This is a genomic window from Peribacillus sp. NPDC096447 (assembly GCF_044762725.1).
Taxonomy (GTDB): Bacteria; Bacillota; Bacilli; order Bacillales; family DSM-1321; genus Peribacillus.
Window position 1 is genome coordinate 92,743 of record NZ_JBIWEV010000004.1, and the last position, 17,204, is coordinate 109,946.

The window sequence follows — 17,204 nt, forward strand, 5'->3', positions numbered from 1 at the left end:
CTTTAGTTTCCCTTTCACTTTATCTGATGTAATTCTCATAATCAAGAAATCGATCAAGTAAATAACGAATTATGCCTATAAAGTAATCTCCCACCTGAAAAGGCGGGAGAAAGGATCATATCACTTTTTTATAATGAAGCCCGTAAAATGGCAAGGACATCTTCTCGGTTCAGGACTTTGAATCGTCCAAATTCCCCTCTGCTCATCGCTTTATCAGCCATGACTTCCAATTGTGAGTCATCGATGCCATAGTCCGAAAGATTGGTCGGCGCCCCTAAGCTGCTCCAAAATGACCTAAGTCTTTCAATGCCTTCAAGGGCCGCTTCCTCATCCGTTTTACCTTCCGGATCTACATGGAATACACGGACTGCAACTTGTTTAAAGCGTGCGACATTTTCATGGAGCACATGCTTCATCCAATTAGGGAATAAGATGGCCAATCCTCCTGCATGCGGGATGTCATAAACAGCTGAAACGGCATGTTCAATGTTATGCGTTGCCCAATCACCGCTGTAACCAACCCCAAGCGACCCGTTCAAGGCTAGGTTTCCAGCATATAGGATAGTGGCCCGATGCTCGTAATCTTCCAGGTTTTCCAATAACTTAGGTGCGGTTTCAATTACCGTAGATAACAGCGATTCACAAAAACGGTCTTGAAGCGGCGCATGCGTTTCCGGATGGAAGTACGTTTCGAATACATGTGACATCATATCGACCATTCCGTATACCGTTTGATCTTTTGGTACCGAAAAAGTGTTTTCAGGATCCAAAATGGAGAATTGCGGAAATACCAATGGACTTCCCCATCCATATTTCTCTTTCGTTTCCCAGTTTGTTATGACAGATCCGGAATTCGCCTCAGAGCCGGTTGCAGCTAAAGTCAGCACCGTTCCGAATGGAAGGGCCTCTTCCACTGGCGCCTTCTTGATGACAAGATCCCATGGATCGCCCTCATATTTAGCACCTGCAACGATGGCCTTTGTAGCGTCTATGACGCTTCCTCCTCCAACTGCAAGGACAAAGTCGATACCATATTCTTTACAAAGGTCAACACCTTTTCGGACTGTTGAGATGCGTGGATTCGGTTCAACTCCGGAAAGTTCGTGCACCTCTGCATCGATCTCTTTCAAGGTATTGACCACTTTTTCATATAAGCCATTTTTCTTTATGCTTCCCCCGCCGTATACAAGTAAAACTTTATCGCCATACGCAGGAAGTTCAGCTTTTAAGCTTTCAAGCTGACCTTTCCCGAAAATTACTTTAGTAGGATTTTTATAAGTGAAATTCTCCAATGGATATCTCTCCTTTATGCCACATTGACTCCGTTTTTGAATTGTCGACAGTGCCAAGTGCTAGTTTTTCTTTTATTCATTATGACCAATGTTCCAATTAAATACAAAATATCCGCCCGGAACTTTTGAGTAGATGTATATTTACATGATGAAAAAGCATGATAAGTAAAGAACTGATTTTTTCAAAAAAAAGGAGGCTGTACAATGAGTGGAATACAAAGAACTGCACTTGTTCTTACAATAATTGGGGCAATCAACTGGGGTTTAATAGGTTTTTTCCAATTTGACTTGGTTGCTTCGATTTTCGGAGGGCAAGATGCTGGATTGGCCCGTATCGTTTATGGATTGGTTGGAATTGCCGGTCTCATTAATCTTGGTCTTCTCTTCAAACCAAGTCCTGAAATTTCCAGAGAGCCTGAAACCAAACCGACTCGTTGAGATCATGACAATGGACAATGTTTCTATTCGATAAAATAAAGCCGGACCATGGATAAACACATGACCCGGCTTTATTTCATTCATATCCCCGCTACCTGCCATGACAATGGACAAAAAAAACCGGCTGATCTAATGATCGGCCGGTTCTAAAAAATTATTTTTTGATTAAGTCTTCGCGTTGAGATTGTTCAATCCACTCTTGAAGTTTGTCTTTCAATGTGTTGAAACCTTCAGTAGATTCGATGTGAGATGTCGCTTTAACAGATGCTTGGCGTTTTTTCGGAGCTTTTTTCGGAGCTTCAGTACGCTCAGGAGCTTCTTCTGTAGCGCGGATCGATAAGCCGATTTTTCCAGCAGCTGAATCGATGGAAAGCACTTTAACTTTCACTTCATCGCCCACTTTTAAATGTTCGTTGATATCTTTAACGAAGCCGTGAGTAATTTCAGAAATATGAACTAAACCTTGAGTTGAATCGTCTAGAGCAACAAATGCACCGTATGGTTGAATACCAGTTACTTTACCAGCAACTACCGCACCAATTTCGAATTTTTCAGACATGGTAACACTCCTATTTTATATATATTTTTTCGTCTTTTCACGCAATAAAAAATTATATCACATAATTGGAAAATAATCAAAGTTAAGTATACCATACTTTTTAGGATTTTACTCATTAAAAATGTTTGTTTTTTGGAAATAATAAATATTATAAGATCTTTATTTATAATTTATCCTAATAATTTGCAAATAACCTCTATTTCCCTTAATATATTTACTCATTTTTCTAAAGATTGTAATATTAAAACACTATTCAATTCCACATAATCATAGTAAGATGAGAAAATGTTTTAAAAATGTAATATGCAGCTAGATATTTTTTACATCTAAAGGAGTTTTTCCATCATGTCAAAACAAGATCAATGGACTTCAAAACTTGGGTTCATCCTGGCAGCCGCGGGATCCGCTATTGGATTGGGCGCCATTTGGAAGCTCCCATATATGACTGGGCTAAATGGAGGAGGGGTCTTTTTCCTGCTCTTCATTTTATTCACCCTGCTAATCGGTGCACCGATATTAATAGCGGAATTCACGATTGGCCGCAATGCACAGAAAGATGCCATTAGCGCATATAAACATATCGCCCCGGGGAAGCCTTGGGCATTGATCGGATATGGCGGTGTCGTCGCTTCCATCATTCTGCTATCCTTCTTCAGTGTTGTTGGTGGCTGGATCATCTCTTATTTAGCCAGAAGCTTTACAGGTTCCCTCTCAAACTTGACTCAAGAAGAATATGGAAACTTCTTCAATAAGATAATCAGTAATCCTTATGAAACGGTTATCGCTCAGTTATTATTCATGCTCTTTACCATTTGGGTCGTGCAAGGCGGCGTTTCCAAGGGAATTGAAAAGGCCAATAAATATATGATGCCTTCCTTGTTCATCCTTTTCATCATTCTTCTTATCCGTTCCTTGACTCTGGATGGAGCGATGGAGGGTGTTAAATTTTTCTTGAAGCCGGACTTTTCCGCATTAACAGGGGAAACGATCCTATTGGCACTCGGCCAATCCTTCTTTGCACTAAGTGTCGGTGTTTCCGTGATGGTAACCTACGCATCCTATTTAAGCAAAAAAGAAGATATTACAAAATCGGCCTTTTCGGTAGTTGGACTGAATATCTTCATTTCCTTGCTGGCTGGTTTGGTCATCTTCCCGGCTGTTTTCGCACTAGGCTTCAGCCCTTCAAGCGGGCCTGGACTAGTATTTGTCGTGTTGCCAGCCGTTTTCAATGAAATGGCGCTTGGCGGGATCTTCATGTTCATTTTCTTCATATTATTATTATTTGCCACCCTTACGACGGCATTCTCCATTCTCGAAATCGTCGTTGCCGCCATGATCAAGGGTGATGCTGCAAAGCGTAAGAAGGCTTCTTGGATAGCTGGTATCACCGTTTTCTTAATTGGGATTCCAAGCGCATTATCATTCGGGGTGCTTTCGGATGTGAAGATTTTCAATTTATCCATATTCGATTTCGCTGATTATCTGACAAGCAATATCGCGCTGCCAGTCGGCGCCTTGTTCATATCCCTTTTCATCGGCTATCAAATGAAAAGGATTGAGGTACAAAAGGAGTTCGAATCCGGCGCTGATCCCGGCGGATCACTTTTTAAACTTTGGTACTTCCTGATTCGCTACATCGTGCCGATCATGATCATACTCGTATTCCTTAAGTCAATTAATCTCATTTAACATTCAACGTGCCGTTTCGATATATCTCGATGCGGCATTTTTTCACAAAACCTACATATTCCATTACTCCCCTTAAGTAATAATATGGTAAAATAATTACATAAAGAAAATATATTTCCTGAAAAAGGAGTGTCTGACTATGTCAAATATCGCGAAGAATATCCGGCAATACCGAGAAGATCACAACCTCACTCAACAGGAACTGGCTTTGAAATTACGAATCGGCACGAAGAAAATTGAAAAGTATGAATCAGGTGAATCGGTTCCTGATACACAAACCATTTTACGGCTTTCCACCGTTCTTGACATTCCGGCTTCAGAATTCCTGAAGGATGCCCAAACCGGTAACGCCGTGGGTATCGACGAGGACATAAAAAAACTGATTGAAGAAATCGGAACCAAAAAAGCGGAGCTCATTCTAAGAACAGCTAAGGACTTTAGCGAAGAACAAATTCTGAAAGTTATGCATACTTTATATAATACACAAGCTTAATTCAAAAAATGGGTCGTAGTATGTGTATTTTTTTTCAAGGTACTGGATATACTATGATTAACACTTTCTATGTTAATCCATTAGATTAACTCTTTTTTCTAATTCCCCCTATGGAAAGGGATCCGGCTGTTAAAGGCCGGATCCCTATTTTTTTGCTTTTATTGGCAATGATTCTTCATGAAACGTTCCATTCTTCTAAGCGCCTCTTGAAGCTGTTCCATGGAGGATGCATAAGAACAGCGGATATGGCCTTCACCGCTTTCCCCGAACACATCTCCCGGTACAACTGCAACAAGTTCTTCCGTCAGAAGTTTTTCAGCAAATTCCATCGAAGTCATCCCCGTTTTCTCGATTGATGGAAAAGCATAAAATGCCCCGCCAGGATTATGGCAATCCAGACCCATATCGTTAAATGATTTCACGATATAATTTCGTCTTCTCCGATAACTGCGACGCATTTCTTCCACATCCTGCATACCGTGCTTTAATGCTTCCAATGCAGCATGCTGCGCAACGGTCGGCGCACACATCATCGCATATTGATGAAGCTTAAGCATCGCTTCGGAAATTTCCTTAGGTGCACAAACGAACCCAAGACGCCACCCTGTCATCGCAAACCCTTTCGAAAACCCATTGATGACAATTGTCCGCTCAATCATGCCGTCAATGGCAGCGAAAGAAGTGAATTCCTCATCATAAGCAAGTTCAGCATAGATTTCATCGGAAATCACCAGCAAGTCATGCTTTTTAATGATGTCAGCAAGCATCACTAATTCTTCCTGCCCAAGCTGGGTTCCCGTCGGGTTATTCGGTGAACAGATTAAAACGGCCTTCGTTTTAGGCGTGATCGCCGCTTCGAGTTGTTGAGTAGTCAACTTAAAATCATCTTCCTTGGATGTTTGGACCGTGACCGGTATTCCCCCTGCCATGGTCACAAGCGGTGCATAGGCGACGAAACAAGGTTCGACGACAATGACTTCTTCACCTGGATTCAAGATGGTCCTCAGGGCAATATCTAGGGCCTGGCTTGCTCCGACCGTGACAATGATTTGATCGTCCGGTCTATACGAAACATGGAACTGCTTCTCCATATACCGGCTGATTTCCGACCTTAATTCAAATAATCCGGCATTGGCCGTATATGAGGTATATCCTTCCTCCAAGGAGTTGATCGCCGCTTCCCTTACTGCCCAAGATGTAACGAAATCCGGTTCACCCACACCAAGAGATACGACCCCTTCCAAATTGGCTGCCAAGTCGAAAAAGCGGCGGATGCCTGATGGTTTAAGCTCTGCAATCGTTTTTGAAACATAACTCGTTTTAATCATGGTGACACCACTATCCGCTTATCTTCTTCAGTTTGATCAAAAATGGTGCCATCATGCTTGTATTTTTTCATGATGAAGTGAGTCGTAGTAGAAATGACGGAATCCAGTGTCGAAAGTTTTTCCGAAACGAAGCTTGCCACTTCATTCATCGAACGTCCTTCGACAATGACCGAAAGATCATAAGCCCCTGACATTAAATAAACGGACTGTACTTCTTTGAATTTGTAAATCCTTTTTGCGACCTCATCAAAACCGACACCGCGTTTTGGAGTGACTTTTACATCGATCATCGCTGTGACACCATGGTATTCATCCACTTTTGCCCAGTTAATGACTGTTAAGTAACGTACAATGACCCGCATATCTTCTAATTTCTTCAATGTTATTTCAATGTCCGCTTCTGATTGATCGGTCATTTTAGCCAAATCCTTCAGATCAATCCGGCTGTTATTTTCAATGATTCTCAAGACTTCCAATTCCTCTTCATTCAAGTGCATTGGAAAACCCCCCTTTTGGAATTCACTAATTTAGATATGATGGTTCGGCTGGCAGATAGTCTCACGAATTACCTTATTAGACTCTTTTAAAAATCCTATATGACAATATAATTTAATAAGTCCTATGCTGTCAGGATAAACTTACACTATTATATCAAAATTGGTTGGTGACCTGTTATAGTAATTGTCTTTTTTCATCGTTATTATTACAATTACTGTTATGCAACAGTATTAAAGGACCTTTTTTGGAATATTCAGGGTAACACAGGTTTGACCAATAACGGAGGAGGAGGAGCTTTTATGGAAAGTCATACAATCAAAGATATCGAACGGGTGGGTGATATCGAAATCTATTTTGAATATGACAGAATCGATGATTCCCTCCCCAACCTTGTCCTGCTTCATGGATTTTTGTCATCGAGCTTCAGTTTCCGTAAATTAGTCCCCTATTTAACCAAGGAATACAATGTGATCTCCATAGACCTCCCGCCATTCGGGCAAAGCGGAAAAGATTATCGATATACATATTCATTCCGGAACATCGCTAAATCCGTCGTTCTATTCTTAGAGGGAAAAGGCATCAGGAAATTCAGTATCTGCGGCCATTCCATGGGCGGGCAGATTTCCCTGCAGCTCATCAAATCATACCCTGATCTTGTCGACCATGCCATTCTACTTGCCGGTTCAGGCTATCAGCCCGGATATTCGGAAAAAATGAAGCTGGTCAGTTATCTGCCTTTCTTTTCATACGGGATAAAACGGTATCTGCAAAAATCAGGTATCGAAAAGAACTTGAAAAATGTCGTCCATGATCCGGCGATGATTGACGATGAAATGCGGCAGGGATATCTAGGGCCATTCATTAAGAAGCATGATATTTTCCGGGCATTGGGGAGGATGCTTCGAGATAAGGAAATCGATTTGTTGAAGGAGGACCTTAGTGGTATTCATACACCATGCCTGCTTATTTGGGGAAGGCATGATCGAGTGGTGCCTTTGAGTATTGGTGAAAGGCTCCATGATGACCTGCCTAATTCCGAACTTGTAGTCATTGAGGATTCCGGGCACCTTCTTCCAGAGGAGAAACCGGAAGAAGTGTATCAATTAATTAAGGGGTTTATTGGAGTGGCCACCCCAACTTAAAAATGCAATACTTACAAGTAAACAGCGCAAACTACGAGTAAATCGCTGAAACTCACGAGTATTCTGCGCAAACTCACGAGTAATTCACTGAAATTCACGAGTAATTGCACATTTCACGAGTATATCGCTGAAACTCACGAGTATTCTGCACAAACTCACGAGTAATTCACTGAAATTCACGAGTTTTCTGCGCAAACTCACGAGTAAATCGCTGAAATTCACGAGTAATTGCACATTTCACGAGTACATCACCGAAATTCACGAGTATTTTGCGCAAACTACGAGTAAATCGCTGAAACTCACGAGTATTCTGCGCAAACCACGAGTTAACTGAACAAACTATGAGTATTAGCAAAAAAACAACGTAAAAAAGGTGCCCCTGATTTCCGGGTACACCTTTGTCACCTTTAGATCGAACAGCTGGCATCATTCTTAATGATGAGCAGCTTTTGAGCAACTTCCAGGCACTTATCCATCTGAACGGATTCATCGAACGAGAACTCGTAAATAGATTTTATCTTTTCCGCCAGTTCCTTTGGATCATCTATATCGCGAATTGCTACGACCGTATCGGCAATTTCCGGCTCATATAGATCCCATCCTATCTTGAAAGGGTCCCATTCTTGCAAAACGGCAACCAACGCTAAATTCATTTGCTGTGTATCCATAAAATCATCACCTGCTCAATATTTTCAAAGAACATGATATCATAGTATCATAACAACAGGCTTTTCGCGAAGACGACAAATTTTTATTCGGTGGTGGATATTTTGAACAAGTCAATTTTTGAGGAACAAATCAACAGGGAAAATTCAGGGTCTGCAAAATGGGATAAAAACTTCCTCACATCCTTATATGGGCGCGAGGATGTTCTGCCAATGTGGGTTGCCGATATGGACTTCCCGTCTCCTGAGGGCATTCAAAAGGCATTGATGGAACGCTTGAATCATCCGATTTTCGGTTATACCGTCCCTTCTGAAACGGTCTTCACTGAAATTCAAAGCTGGCTTAGAGACCGGCACTCCTGGCAAATCGATAAAGATTGGATTTCATTCAGCTCCGGCGTAGTTTCCGCAATCGGTACAACGATCCAAGCTTTCACGAACCCGGGCGATAAAATATTGTTACAATCCCCCGTTTATACACCATTTTTTGATATGATCAAAAATAATGACCGGGAAGTGGTCAATAGTCCCCTTATCATTGAAAATGACCGCTTTGAGATTGATTTCACTGATTTTGAGGACAAGCTGAAAAGCGGAGTGAAACTATTCCTTTTTTGCAGTCCGCATAACCCCGGCGGACGCGTTTGGACAAAGGACGAACTCTTAAGGATCGGGGAGCTATGTGAAAAATATGATGTAGTCATCGTCAGTGATGAGATACATGCTGATTTGTTCCATACAACATCAAGGCATTATCCGATCGGCTCGCTTTCAGAAAAATTAGCGGACATGACCGTTACATTGATGGCGCCAAGCAAAACCTTCAATATTGCCGGCCTTCAGGCTTCATTCCTGATCACAAGTAATGAAAAATTGCAGAAGCTTTTGCAAAAGGCGCAAACGAAACTGGCCTTCCATGGTCTTAACATCTTTGCCTTAACAGCAATGGAAGCCGCGTATCGGGAGGGCTTGGAATGGCTTGAAGACATGATTGGCTACATTGAGGAGAATATAAAAGTGGCAGAGGAATTCATTGCAGCCGAAATTCCTTCACTGCATGTCATGCATCCGGAAGCCTCTTACCTTTTATGGATTGACTGCCGTGATCTTGGATTTACCGACAAGGAAATCAAGGATCGACTTATCCATCAAGGGAAGCTCGCATTGGAGCCTGGTTCTAAATACGGACCTGGCGGAGAAGGTTTCGTCCGAATGAATCTCGGTTGTTCACGCAGCGTCCTGATGGATGGGCTAAACCGTTTGAAATTGGCTTTTTCTTAAATAAAAAAAGAACCAGGCTTAGAATCCTGGTTCTTCTTTTTCAATCTTTTTCTTCATCCACATAAGGATCATGCTCATATCGGGGCAAATCCCCAAATGAGGTTTGGATATTTTCTTCAAAAAGTTCTTCCTTCAATTCTTCATATTGTGAGTTCGGATAAACCGTTATTTCCTTACCGTATATATCCACACCAACGAAATTTTCATAATCTTCGACATATCCGATATTTTCCTCGGACTCGACATACATATCTTCGTAATCGCTTGGCGGATTTACAAAATCGGAAGGCGATTCAGATGTGCCATAACTGGCAACATCCTGCCAAGAATCTTCCGCATCGTATGCAACCGATTCGTGACGGTCGTCAAAATCAAACCTTCCAAACGGCGGTCCCAACACTTCCTCTTCGACCGGCCGATTGTCCGAAGTTTCCTGTGATGGGGTATGCTCGACACAATAAGTCGTAGTAGGGATGGCGTTCAAACGTTCAAGAGGTATTTCCTTTGAACAAACCTGGCACTTTCCATACTCACCCGCCTTGATGGCAGAAAGTGCCCTTTCAATATCCCTTATTTCATCTCGGTCATGCTCGGAAAGGGCCAAATCCTTTTCCCGTTCATATAACTCGGTTCCTTCATCTCCGGGATGATTATCGTAACTCGATAACTCACCTGTCGAATCCTCCAAGCTTCTTCTTAAATCGTGGTTGCCTGAATCATTTAATCGCTCTTCCAACTCTTGCTTCGTTTGCTGCAATTGCTGTTGAAATTCTTTAAGCTGCTGATTGGATAGCATGTGCAACATCCTTTCAAAATCGTTCTTCCCTCTAGTATTTCTCTCTTCCCGCCATTCCATAAAGGTACTTTTTACCTTAGGAATAATTTAATTTAGATAACAGAAGCTAAATTAGAAATATTCATTTCAAGGAGGGCTTCCATTTGTATTTCTATAAAGAAGATTTAATCAATATGATCGTTCCCGATAAGCCTGATCCGAATGCAGCAAAAGTCCTTCAGGAAACACTTGGAGGGCAATTCGGTGAAATGCGGACGATGATGCAGTATTCTTTCCAAAGTGCCAATTTCCGTGGCAAAGCTAAACAATATCGTGATTTACTCCGTGGTGTTTTCTTGGAAGAAATCAGCCACGTCGAACTTGTCCAATCAACCATCAACCAGCTGCTGAATGGTGCTGGCGGGGAAATGCCTGGAGATGTCGCTATCGACGGCGCCCCATTGGATGAAGTCATCAAAAGCGGCGCAAACCCTCACCATTTCATCATCGGTGCAAAAGCCTCCCTGCCTGTCGATGCTGGCGGCAATCCATGGAATGGATCATGGGTTTATGATCACGGTAATCTTGTAGCGAACCTTTTGAACAATGTCATGCTTGAATCTACGGGTGTCCTGCAAAAGTCCAGGATTTATGAAATGAGTTCCAATAAAACAATGCGCGAAACACTGGCATTTTTAATGGTTCGCGACAATGCCCACCAAAATGCATTTGCCAAGGCATTGGAAACACTTGGGGTCAACTGGGGGAAAATCTTCCCTGTACCTAATTATGATTTGAACAAATATCCTGAATGCCGCAAATATGTGGATTTAGGCTACCATAATGCCCAATTCAATTTCAGATTGGATCAAACTCAAATCGGCGAAATTTTCAAAGGGGAAACACCGAGCCGAAATGGCGGAAACCTTGCTGTTACCGAGCCGCCAAAAGGATTCCCTGTCCCAGAAATGCCGGATATGCCAAATGAACACAGCCCTGGCTTGACTGATTTGAACAATTAAAAAAGAAGGCGGACACATCATACAGTGTTCGCCTTCTTTTTTAATTATTGATATATTTTTCAAAAACAAAGCCAAAGTCTTTTACATGGTACTTTTTCCGGCTGTCCATCAACCATTCGAAAGCGGCGGAATTAATTTCCTTGAAGCTTGCAGCCATTTGGCTTCCATCTGTGCGAACCTGGTTCAAAGTGGAAGAAGCAAGGTTTACGCTTTGCTGGGCATATTGAAGGGCATACTCATTCTCATGGCAAATTTCCGATATTTTTACGAGTGATTTAAACAAGTCCTTTAATTCTTCAATGAATTTCTTATGAACATCAATGGAGAAAGTCTTTGCACCGATCGAAAATTTTATTTCTGCATCCAAATCCACGGTCCCTGCTGTTTCAAGCGTGGCGTTGGAAATAGTATACTGGCTGTAGCTATATCTTGTTAGTGTGCGCTTTTTGCTTATCGCACTTGTACCGTCCAAATGTATGAACGCTTGATTCGTGAAACAGTACTCATCCGTTTTTGATTTAATCAGGAAATAAATTTTTTCCCCATCTTCATGCATGATATAGTCATCTGCATCCACCTTGTCATAATCTGCAGGACTAATCACACTTCCAATATCACTAAGACCAAGGGCATCAGCCGCCATTTTCTTAAACATCCCTATTCCCCCTATCAATATCCAGGTGAATTACACCTTATTATAAGTATTTCTCCAGTATTATCTCGTCTCGGATCGGAATTCCCTCAAAACTGTAAAATGGAATTTCCGGCTTGATTTTCCGTGATTCTTCCACGGCATTTTTAACGACTTCCGAAATGACATAACCACGCTTTTGAAAAAACTTCAATGCCTGTAGATTATCGTTCGTTGTAATCGCTTTAATAGTATGGCAATTTTTTTCCTTAGCGATATTTTCCATCACATAAAGCAATGATGAGCCAACACCTTGATTCTCATGCTCACTGTTCAAAGAGATGATCTGACATACATGGTCGGACAATTTGTATGTTCCCAACCCCGTGATTTTTTCATTCTCGTCCATCACCCCAAAGCCCTCAAGTTCCGCATAATGAAACAAGCCTCTTGAAAAAACGACTTGGGTCGTCTCCCAGTGCTGAATGAAAAAATCCTTGACCGTATCTGCCGCAATCATTCTTTTAGCTACGATTTGCATAACCAATTACGCCCCCAAAATTTCTCTCTATGCTTATAGTATAAAATGCTTATGCTGATAAGGGAACATTTAATTCCTTACGCCCTTCTAACAAAACATAATACCATTCATATTCAGATAATCAATATTCAAAAAACGGGGGCACCCCAGTGATACATGGCATCTTCCGGAATCAAGAAATGGTATCATCCTTTATACGCTGGTTCCTTCTGGTGACCTCATCTTCGAATTGCTTCGTTTTCATTTCTTCCTTCTTTGAATATCTTATAATTGCCCTCATCGTAAAAACGGCTGCCACTAAAAATATGAAGCAAGTTATACCAGCCGAGATATATTCAGTCTTGTCTTCCGGAAAGTAAAGAAACAAACCTAGTAAAGCATGATTGAGATAGTCCATCCGATACATCCTTCCTGATAGGGAATTAAACTGCATTATCCCATTATATCAATTACCAGAACAATCCACTAGTGGGATTAATCCACTAAACCCCGAAAAAAAAGAGAGGCACTGAGCCCCTCGCTTCTCTTTTATTTATAAAATGGTGATCCCTTTAATGACCACGTCCACTGCAGGCTTGTCTCCCGCAACTGTCTCTACGTTAGCAATCGTATCAACAACGTCCATGCCTTCGACCACCTGTCCAAAGACAGAGTGTTTATGATCCAGCCATGGTGTGCCGCCTTGCTCCATATAAGCACTGATGATTTCTTCCGGATAACCGGCTTGCTTCATTTGCTCACCCATCCTGTTGTCCACATGCTGGGCTTGTACGACGAAGAATTGGCTGCCGTTTGTTCCCGGGCCTGCATTTGCCATGGAAAGAGCCCCGCGCAAATTGAATAGTTGCATGGAGAACTCGTCCTCAAATGGAGTTCCCCAGATACTTTCTCCACCCATTCCAGTGCCTGTCGGATCTCCGCCTTGAAGCATGAAATCCTTGATGACACGGTGGAAGATGATTCCTTCGTAATAACCGTTTTCAGCATGTGTCAAGAAATTCTCCACTGTCTTTGGAGCCAGTTCAGGGAATAGTTTAATTTTAATATCGCCCATCGTCGTTTGCATGATGACCGCTTTTTCATTTTCCAAAACTTCACTTGTTAATTGTGGAAAGTTTGTCATTTTACATAACCTCTTTCTTTTTAAAATTAAATGGCATGAAACACCATTTTTTCATCTTCATTTGTACACTTTACACGATTTTCATAAAAAAAGCATCTTTACGAAATTGAATAAATTCGCTGTGAAAAATCGTCGTTCTTATGTATCATGAAGGAAGTTAAAAGAAAGGTGGTAGGGAAATGTCAGAACAGGATTTTAAAATCGGCGATAAGGTTACCGCCATATATAAAACTGGAAAATACATCGGGGAAGTCACCGATATCAGACCTGCTGCATATCTTGTTAAAGTGTTGGCTGTCTTGAAGCATCCCATGCAGGGAGACCTTCATAACCCGAAGCAAACGGAAGTGTCCATGTTCCATCAGCGGCGTGCTCTAGCTTTCCGGGAGCAAACCAATGTGCCAAAGAATATGGTCAGGAACTTTAATGAGGAGATTCCTGAGTATAAGGAATCCTTAAGAGAAGCTGTTGAGAAAATGAAAGGCACTTTAAGCGAAGCCCAAACAGAGTGGAATGATAAAAGCTTACAGTTGCTTGAAGATCTAGCGGCGGATTATTTTAAATAAAGCATGATAAAAGCCAAATCAGTAATATATGATTTGGCTTTTATAACGCTAAATGATTCAATACTTTTGATAAATCAATGCGATCGCCAATTGTCGTCGGTTCATGATTTTTCATATAACTTTTATCTTTCTCCACTAACTTAAAGATATTATATGTCGTAATCGCATCATCCAGCGCCCGGTGATGCTTGCCTGTCCCTTCTTTGCCATAGGCCTGTACAGCTTTCCAAAGCCCGGTTTGATTTTGATCCCCGAAAAAGCGTTTATACTCCAGGCAAAGATCACTTTGTTTCCCTGTAAAAGGGAAATCCAATCCTGCTTTCTGACAGTTCTGGCGAAGTACCTTCATGTCCATATTTCCCCAGGTAACAATCGTCGTCGGGTGCTGCTCATCTATTTTCTTCAATAAATTAACCAGCTCTTCGAATGAAATCCCCCGGTCCACCTGATCCTGGGTAATGTTCAAGAACTTTTTGCATCTTCCCGTTAAGACTGGAAATTTCATTGGGTTAACAAAAGATGAGAATTGTTCCTGAATGGTCTCATTAATGACGGTGACTAAGCCAACCTCAATGATTTCCGGATAAAACCCTACTGGATTGGCTTTTCCTTCCGGCATCGTAAATTCAAAATCAATGAATACATATTGCTGTTGTTCCTCCATTTTTATGACCCCCTTCATATTCCTGACATCAACATATAAACAAAAAATGGTTTTTTCTCACGAGACTATTATAACAGAAGATTTAGAAAGTTTTTCGTAACACCACCCGGATACGCTTTTGCCATCATACCTAATTTACCCAAAACTCTTTATTGTCTACCTTATTTGGATTATGGTGGATGAATGAACCAAAAGTACCATTTTTTCACCCCTTCAATCCAAGGACATACTAAAAATATATTAGTTAGGAAGTTGAACTATGCGCACGTATCTTGGTTATATCACGATTTTCCTCTTGATTCCCGTATTGATCCTTTTCATTTTCCTTTCCTATCAGGAGTGGTCCTTAGCGCAATCTCCCTATCATGTACTCGACGAGCGAATTCCCATTGAATCGATAGAACTGGCTCAGAATAGTTACATGAAGGCCGCAAATGGAAAGGTCATCAGTGAAATTTCCACTGGTGAGAAACGGACTTACCTAAAACTTGAAGACATCCCCCTATTCCTGGAAAATCTATTCATCGTTACAGAGGATCAGAAATTTTATGATCATGCAGGCGTTGACCTATCCGGCATAAGCAGGGCGCTTCTTATCAATTCACAAAATAAAACAATCGAACAAGGCGGCAGTACCATTACCCAGCAACTGGCCAGGAATGTTTATCTTTCACATGATAGGACGTATAACCGAAAACTCAGTGAACTCATTTACGCCTATCAGATAGAGCGAAAAAAATCAAAACCGGAAATCACGGAGTTGTATTTGAATGCCATATATTTCAGTAATGGAGCGTATGGAGTCGAAGCTGCTTCCCAATATTATTTCAGTAAACCGACTGGAGAGTTATCCAAGGCGGAACTTGCCTTCCTGGCCGCAATCCCTAATAATCCGGAAAACTATAACCCTCTTAAACATTTTGAAGCGACGAAAAAGCGTCAGGAGAGATTACTGAAACAAATGGTGCCGAAGGTGATTTAGAACAGGCCGAGTACGAGAAGCTTATTAAAAGTACGATTAAATTAGACTTGTCCACCCCGGTCGACTTATATCCCGATTATGTGACATATGTTCATCAGGAATTGAAAAACCTGGTGGCATCCTCCGAGGGTCTTGACAAATCTCTGCAAAGCCCTGGAGTCGCCATCCGTAAGAAAGCGGAAGCTGAGCTGGATAAAAAGGTCAAAAAGCTTTTGGATTCCGGTGTAACCATCCATACCGCACTCGATACCAAGCTGCAATCACAGTCAAAGACTGCTGTACAATCAAAAATCGGTGTCAATGATATCGAGGGAGCTTTAGTGGTTATACAGCATCATACGCACGAGCTTGTCTCTTTGATTGGGGGAAAAGATTATAAAAAAAATTCTTTCAACCGTGCATACCAAAGCTATAGGCAGCCAGGATCAGCCATTAAGCCTCTTCTCGATTATGCTCCCTATTTGGAAGAAACGGATGCTGACATCAATCAGCTAGTTAGCGGAGCAAGCTATTGCAGCAATAGCTATTGTCCAAAGAATTATAGCGGCTACAGCTACGGGATGGTCACACTAGGAACTGCCTTCGCTCAGTCCTATAATACACCCGCCATAAGAATTTTTGAAAAGACGGGGGTGGAAACGAGTTTCAATTACCACGATGCTTTCGACTTTAAAAAGGTGAGCAAAAAAGACCACCATACGAGTTCGGCCATAGGCGGATTCGAATATGGCATGAGTCCCCTTGAACTGACAAATGCCTATACGTCCTTCAATGACGGAAACTATCAGCCAGCCCGCGCCATTATTAAAGTCACCGATCAAGAAGGTAAAGTCCTTTATAAATGGAAAGACCGCTCCAAGGAGATATGGAGCAAAAGCACCGTAGCCAAGATGCGGCAGCTGCTCCATGAAACGATCATTTCCGGGACAGCCCGCAAAAGCCTACTTTCCTACAGAATATGTCGGCGGTAAAACCGGTACGACCAATGATGTGAAAGACATGTGGTTTGTCGGCCTGACAGCAAACTATACAACGGGGGTTTGGATTGGAAGGGACAAGCCATCCAATCTACAATCCATTTATTCACATACACCCCATGTATTGATTTGGAAAGATATCAGCCAGACTGCCGAGTGAAAAAAGAAGGTGCCGCAATGGCACCTTCTTAGTTTGTCGATAAATTGAGGTTTGGAACGGTCTCAATCCCTGATGCGATTTGATCATGGAATTATTACTATGAACATGCTCCTACTCCATGATTTGTTTTACATGGGATGAAACCTCACTGGATTGAATAAAATTGCGACACTCCTGCCGAATAGCCTGCAAGCCTAGACCCTGCTAGATGCTTGCTTTATGGGGCTTGGCAGAAAGTCGGCGGAAAGGGAGTGCCTGGAGTGGAAATCTATGTTCAATTAATTTTACACTCCCTCAAAAAAACTATAAGGCAACTCCATTATTATCGACTTTCTGCAGTCTGATGGCACCTTCTTGTTGTGTAGACAAAAGACTTTC

The 17,204-nt window shown here is 41.8% G+C and carries 21 protein-coding genes; 10 read left to right on the forward strand and 11 right to left on the reverse strand.

The window, feature by feature from the left end:
* Nucleotides 1–128: 128 nt before the first annotated feature.
* Nucleotides 129–1,292 carry an iron-containing alcohol dehydrogenase gene (locus ACIQZD_RS14800; RefSeq protein ID WP_402903962.1) on the reverse strand — a complete coding sequence of 388 codons (1,164 nt, stop codon included), beginning with the start codon at nucleotides 1,290–1,292 and terminating at the stop codon, nucleotides 129–131.
* 204 nt (nucleotides 1,293–1,496) lie between these two features.
* Here ACIQZD_RS14800 and ACIQZD_RS14805 point away from each other — a divergent pair, with 204 nt between their 5' ends.
* Complete coding sequence (locus ACIQZD_RS14805; RefSeq protein ID WP_063234087.1) at nucleotides 1,497–1,730, forward strand: DUF378 domain-containing protein; 234 nt, start codon at nucleotides 1,497–1,499, stop codon at nucleotides 1,728–1,730.
* A 154-nt stretch (nucleotides 1,731–1,884) separates the two neighbouring features.
* On the opposite strand, the gene yugI is transcribed toward ACIQZD_RS14805, so the two are convergent.
* Nucleotides 1,885–2,289, reverse strand: coding sequence for a S1 domain-containing post-transcriptional regulator GSP13 (yugI, locus tag ACIQZD_RS14810; RefSeq protein WP_063234086.1), 405 nt, complete (start codon nucleotides 2,287–2,289; stop codon nucleotides 1,885–1,887).
* 345 nt (nucleotides 2,290–2,634) lie between these two features.
* On the opposite strand from yugI, the gene ACIQZD_RS14815 reads away from it, so the two are divergent.
* Both ACIQZD_RS14815 and ACIQZD_RS14820 read left to right on the forward strand, forming a co-directional pair.
* Entirely contained in the window at nucleotides 2,635–3,978 is a 1,344-nt protein-coding gene (locus ACIQZD_RS14815) for a sodium-dependent transporter (RefSeq protein ID WP_402903969.1), read from the forward strand.
* Between the two features lie 139 nt (nucleotides 3,979–4,117).
* A complete protein-coding gene (locus ACIQZD_RS14820; protein WP_402903972.1) occupies nucleotides 4,118–4,471 on the forward strand; it encodes a helix-turn-helix domain-containing protein in 354 nt (117 codons plus the stop codon).
* 158 nt (nucleotides 4,472–4,629) lie between these two features.
* On the opposite strand, the gene ACIQZD_RS14825 is transcribed toward ACIQZD_RS14820, so the two are convergent.
* Nucleotides 4,630–5,799: an aminotransferase gene (locus tag ACIQZD_RS14825; protein WP_402903975.1), complete on the reverse strand. Its 1,170-nt coding sequence runs from the start codon at nucleotides 5,797–5,799 to the stop codon at nucleotides 4,630–4,632.
* Nucleotides 5,796–6,296: an Lrp/AsnC family transcriptional regulator gene (locus ACIQZD_RS14830; protein ID WP_241592804.1), complete on the reverse strand. Its 501-nt coding sequence runs from the start codon at nucleotides 6,294–6,296 to the stop codon at nucleotides 5,796–5,798. The genes ACIQZD_RS14825 and ACIQZD_RS14830 overlap by 4 nt, the downstream gene beginning before the upstream one ends.
* 300 nt (nucleotides 6,297–6,596) lie before the next feature.
* Here ACIQZD_RS14830 and ACIQZD_RS14835 point away from each other — a divergent pair, with 300 nt between their 5' ends.
* Nucleotides 6,597–7,439: an alpha/beta fold hydrolase gene (locus ACIQZD_RS14835; protein WP_402903980.1), complete on the forward strand. Its 843-nt coding sequence runs from the start codon at nucleotides 6,597–6,599 to the stop codon at nucleotides 7,437–7,439.
* A gap of 407 nt (nucleotides 7,440–7,846) precedes the next feature.
* Here ACIQZD_RS14835 and ACIQZD_RS14840 read toward each other — a convergent pair whose 3' ends face one another.
* Complete coding sequence (locus ACIQZD_RS14840) at nucleotides 7,847–8,107, reverse strand: DUF1871 family protein (RefSeq protein ID WP_402903983.1); 261 nt, start codon at nucleotides 8,105–8,107, stop codon at nucleotides 7,847–7,849.
* 93 nt (nucleotides 8,108–8,200) lie between these two features.
* On the opposite strand from ACIQZD_RS14840, the gene ACIQZD_RS14845 reads away from it, so the two are divergent.
* Nucleotides 8,201–9,385 (forward strand): MalY/PatB family protein, encoded by a 1,185-nt coding sequence (locus ACIQZD_RS14845; RefSeq protein WP_402904824.1) that lies wholly within the window; start codon nucleotides 8,201–8,203, stop codon nucleotides 9,383–9,385.
* Nucleotides 9,386–9,425: 40 nt separating this feature from the next.
* Here the strand turns inward: ACIQZD_RS14845 and ACIQZD_RS14850 are convergent, their stop codons facing one another.
* Entirely contained in the window at nucleotides 9,426–10,181 is a 756-nt protein-coding gene (locus ACIQZD_RS14850) for a TraR/DksA C4-type zinc finger protein (RefSeq protein WP_402903986.1), read from the reverse strand.
* A 143-nt stretch (nucleotides 10,182–10,324) separates the two neighbouring features.
* On the opposite strand from ACIQZD_RS14850, the gene ACIQZD_RS14855 reads away from it, so the two are divergent.
* Nucleotides 10,325–11,182 (forward strand): manganese catalase family protein, encoded by an 858-nt coding sequence (locus ACIQZD_RS14855; RefSeq protein ID WP_402903991.1) that lies wholly within the window; start codon nucleotides 10,325–10,327, stop codon nucleotides 11,180–11,182.
* 40 nt (nucleotides 11,183–11,222) lie between these two features.
* Here ACIQZD_RS14855 and ACIQZD_RS14860 read toward each other — a convergent pair whose 3' ends face one another.
* The 4 genes from ACIQZD_RS14860 to ACIQZD_RS14875 all read right to left on the reverse strand — a co-directional run bounded on the left by ACIQZD_RS14860 (nucleotide 11,223) and on the right by ACIQZD_RS14875 (nucleotide 13,477).
* Entirely contained in the window at nucleotides 11,223–11,837 is a 615-nt protein-coding gene (locus ACIQZD_RS14860) for a PH domain-containing protein (RefSeq protein WP_214744030.1), read from the reverse strand.
* 40 nt (nucleotides 11,838–11,877) lie between these two features.
* Complete coding sequence (locus ACIQZD_RS14865) at nucleotides 11,878–12,354, reverse strand: GNAT family N-acetyltransferase (RefSeq protein WP_402903995.1); 477 nt, start codon at nucleotides 12,352–12,354, stop codon at nucleotides 11,878–11,880.
* A 172-nt stretch (nucleotides 12,355–12,526) separates the two neighbouring features.
* A complete protein-coding gene (locus tag ACIQZD_RS14870) occupies nucleotides 12,527–12,751 on the reverse strand; it encodes a hypothetical protein (protein ID WP_402903997.1) in 225 nt (74 codons plus the stop codon).
* Between the two features lie 135 nt (nucleotides 12,752–12,886).
* On the reverse strand, nucleotides 12,887–13,477 hold the full coding sequence (locus ACIQZD_RS14875) for a peptidylprolyl isomerase (protein WP_402903999.1): 591 nt from the start codon (nucleotides 13,475–13,477) through the stop codon (nucleotides 12,887–12,889).
* 179 nt (nucleotides 13,478–13,656) lie between these two features.
* On the opposite strand from ACIQZD_RS14875, the gene kapB reads away from it, so the two are divergent.
* Nucleotides 13,657–14,043, forward strand: coding sequence for a kinase-associated lipoprotein KapB (gene kapB / locus ACIQZD_RS14880; protein ID WP_350300444.1), 387 nt, complete (start codon nucleotides 13,657–13,659; stop codon nucleotides 14,041–14,043).
* A gap of 40 nt (nucleotides 14,044–14,083) precedes the next feature.
* Here kapB and kapD read toward each other — a convergent pair whose 3' ends face one another.
* A complete protein-coding gene (gene kapD, locus ACIQZD_RS14885) occupies nucleotides 14,084–14,707 on the reverse strand; it encodes a 3'-5' exonuclease KapD (protein WP_402904001.1) in 624 nt (207 codons plus the stop codon).
* A gap of 259 nt (nucleotides 14,708–14,966) precedes the next feature.
* Between kapD and ACIQZD_RS14890 the strand changes: the two genes are divergently transcribed.
* Genes ACIQZD_RS14890 through ACIQZD_RS14900 form a run of 3 tightly spaced genes read left to right on the forward strand, consistent with a single transcriptional unit; the run spans nucleotide 14,967 to nucleotide 16,826 of the window.
* A complete protein-coding gene (locus ACIQZD_RS14890; RefSeq protein ID WP_402904003.1) occupies nucleotides 14,967–15,689 on the forward strand; it encodes a transglycosylase domain-containing protein in 723 nt (240 codons plus the stop codon).
* 47 nt (nucleotides 15,690–15,736) lie between these two features.
* Nucleotides 15,737–16,660 (forward strand): penicillin-binding transpeptidase domain-containing protein, encoded by a 924-nt coding sequence (locus tag ACIQZD_RS14895; protein WP_402904006.1) that lies wholly within the window; start codon nucleotides 15,737–15,739, stop codon nucleotides 16,658–16,660.
* Nucleotides 16,596–16,826 carry a hypothetical protein gene (locus tag ACIQZD_RS14900; RefSeq protein ID WP_402904009.1) on the forward strand — a complete coding sequence of 77 codons (231 nt, stop codon included), beginning with the start codon at nucleotides 16,596–16,598 and terminating at the stop codon, nucleotides 16,824–16,826. The genes ACIQZD_RS14895 and ACIQZD_RS14900 overlap by 65 nt, the downstream gene beginning before the upstream one ends.
* Nucleotides 16,827–17,204 lie beyond the last annotated feature (378 nt).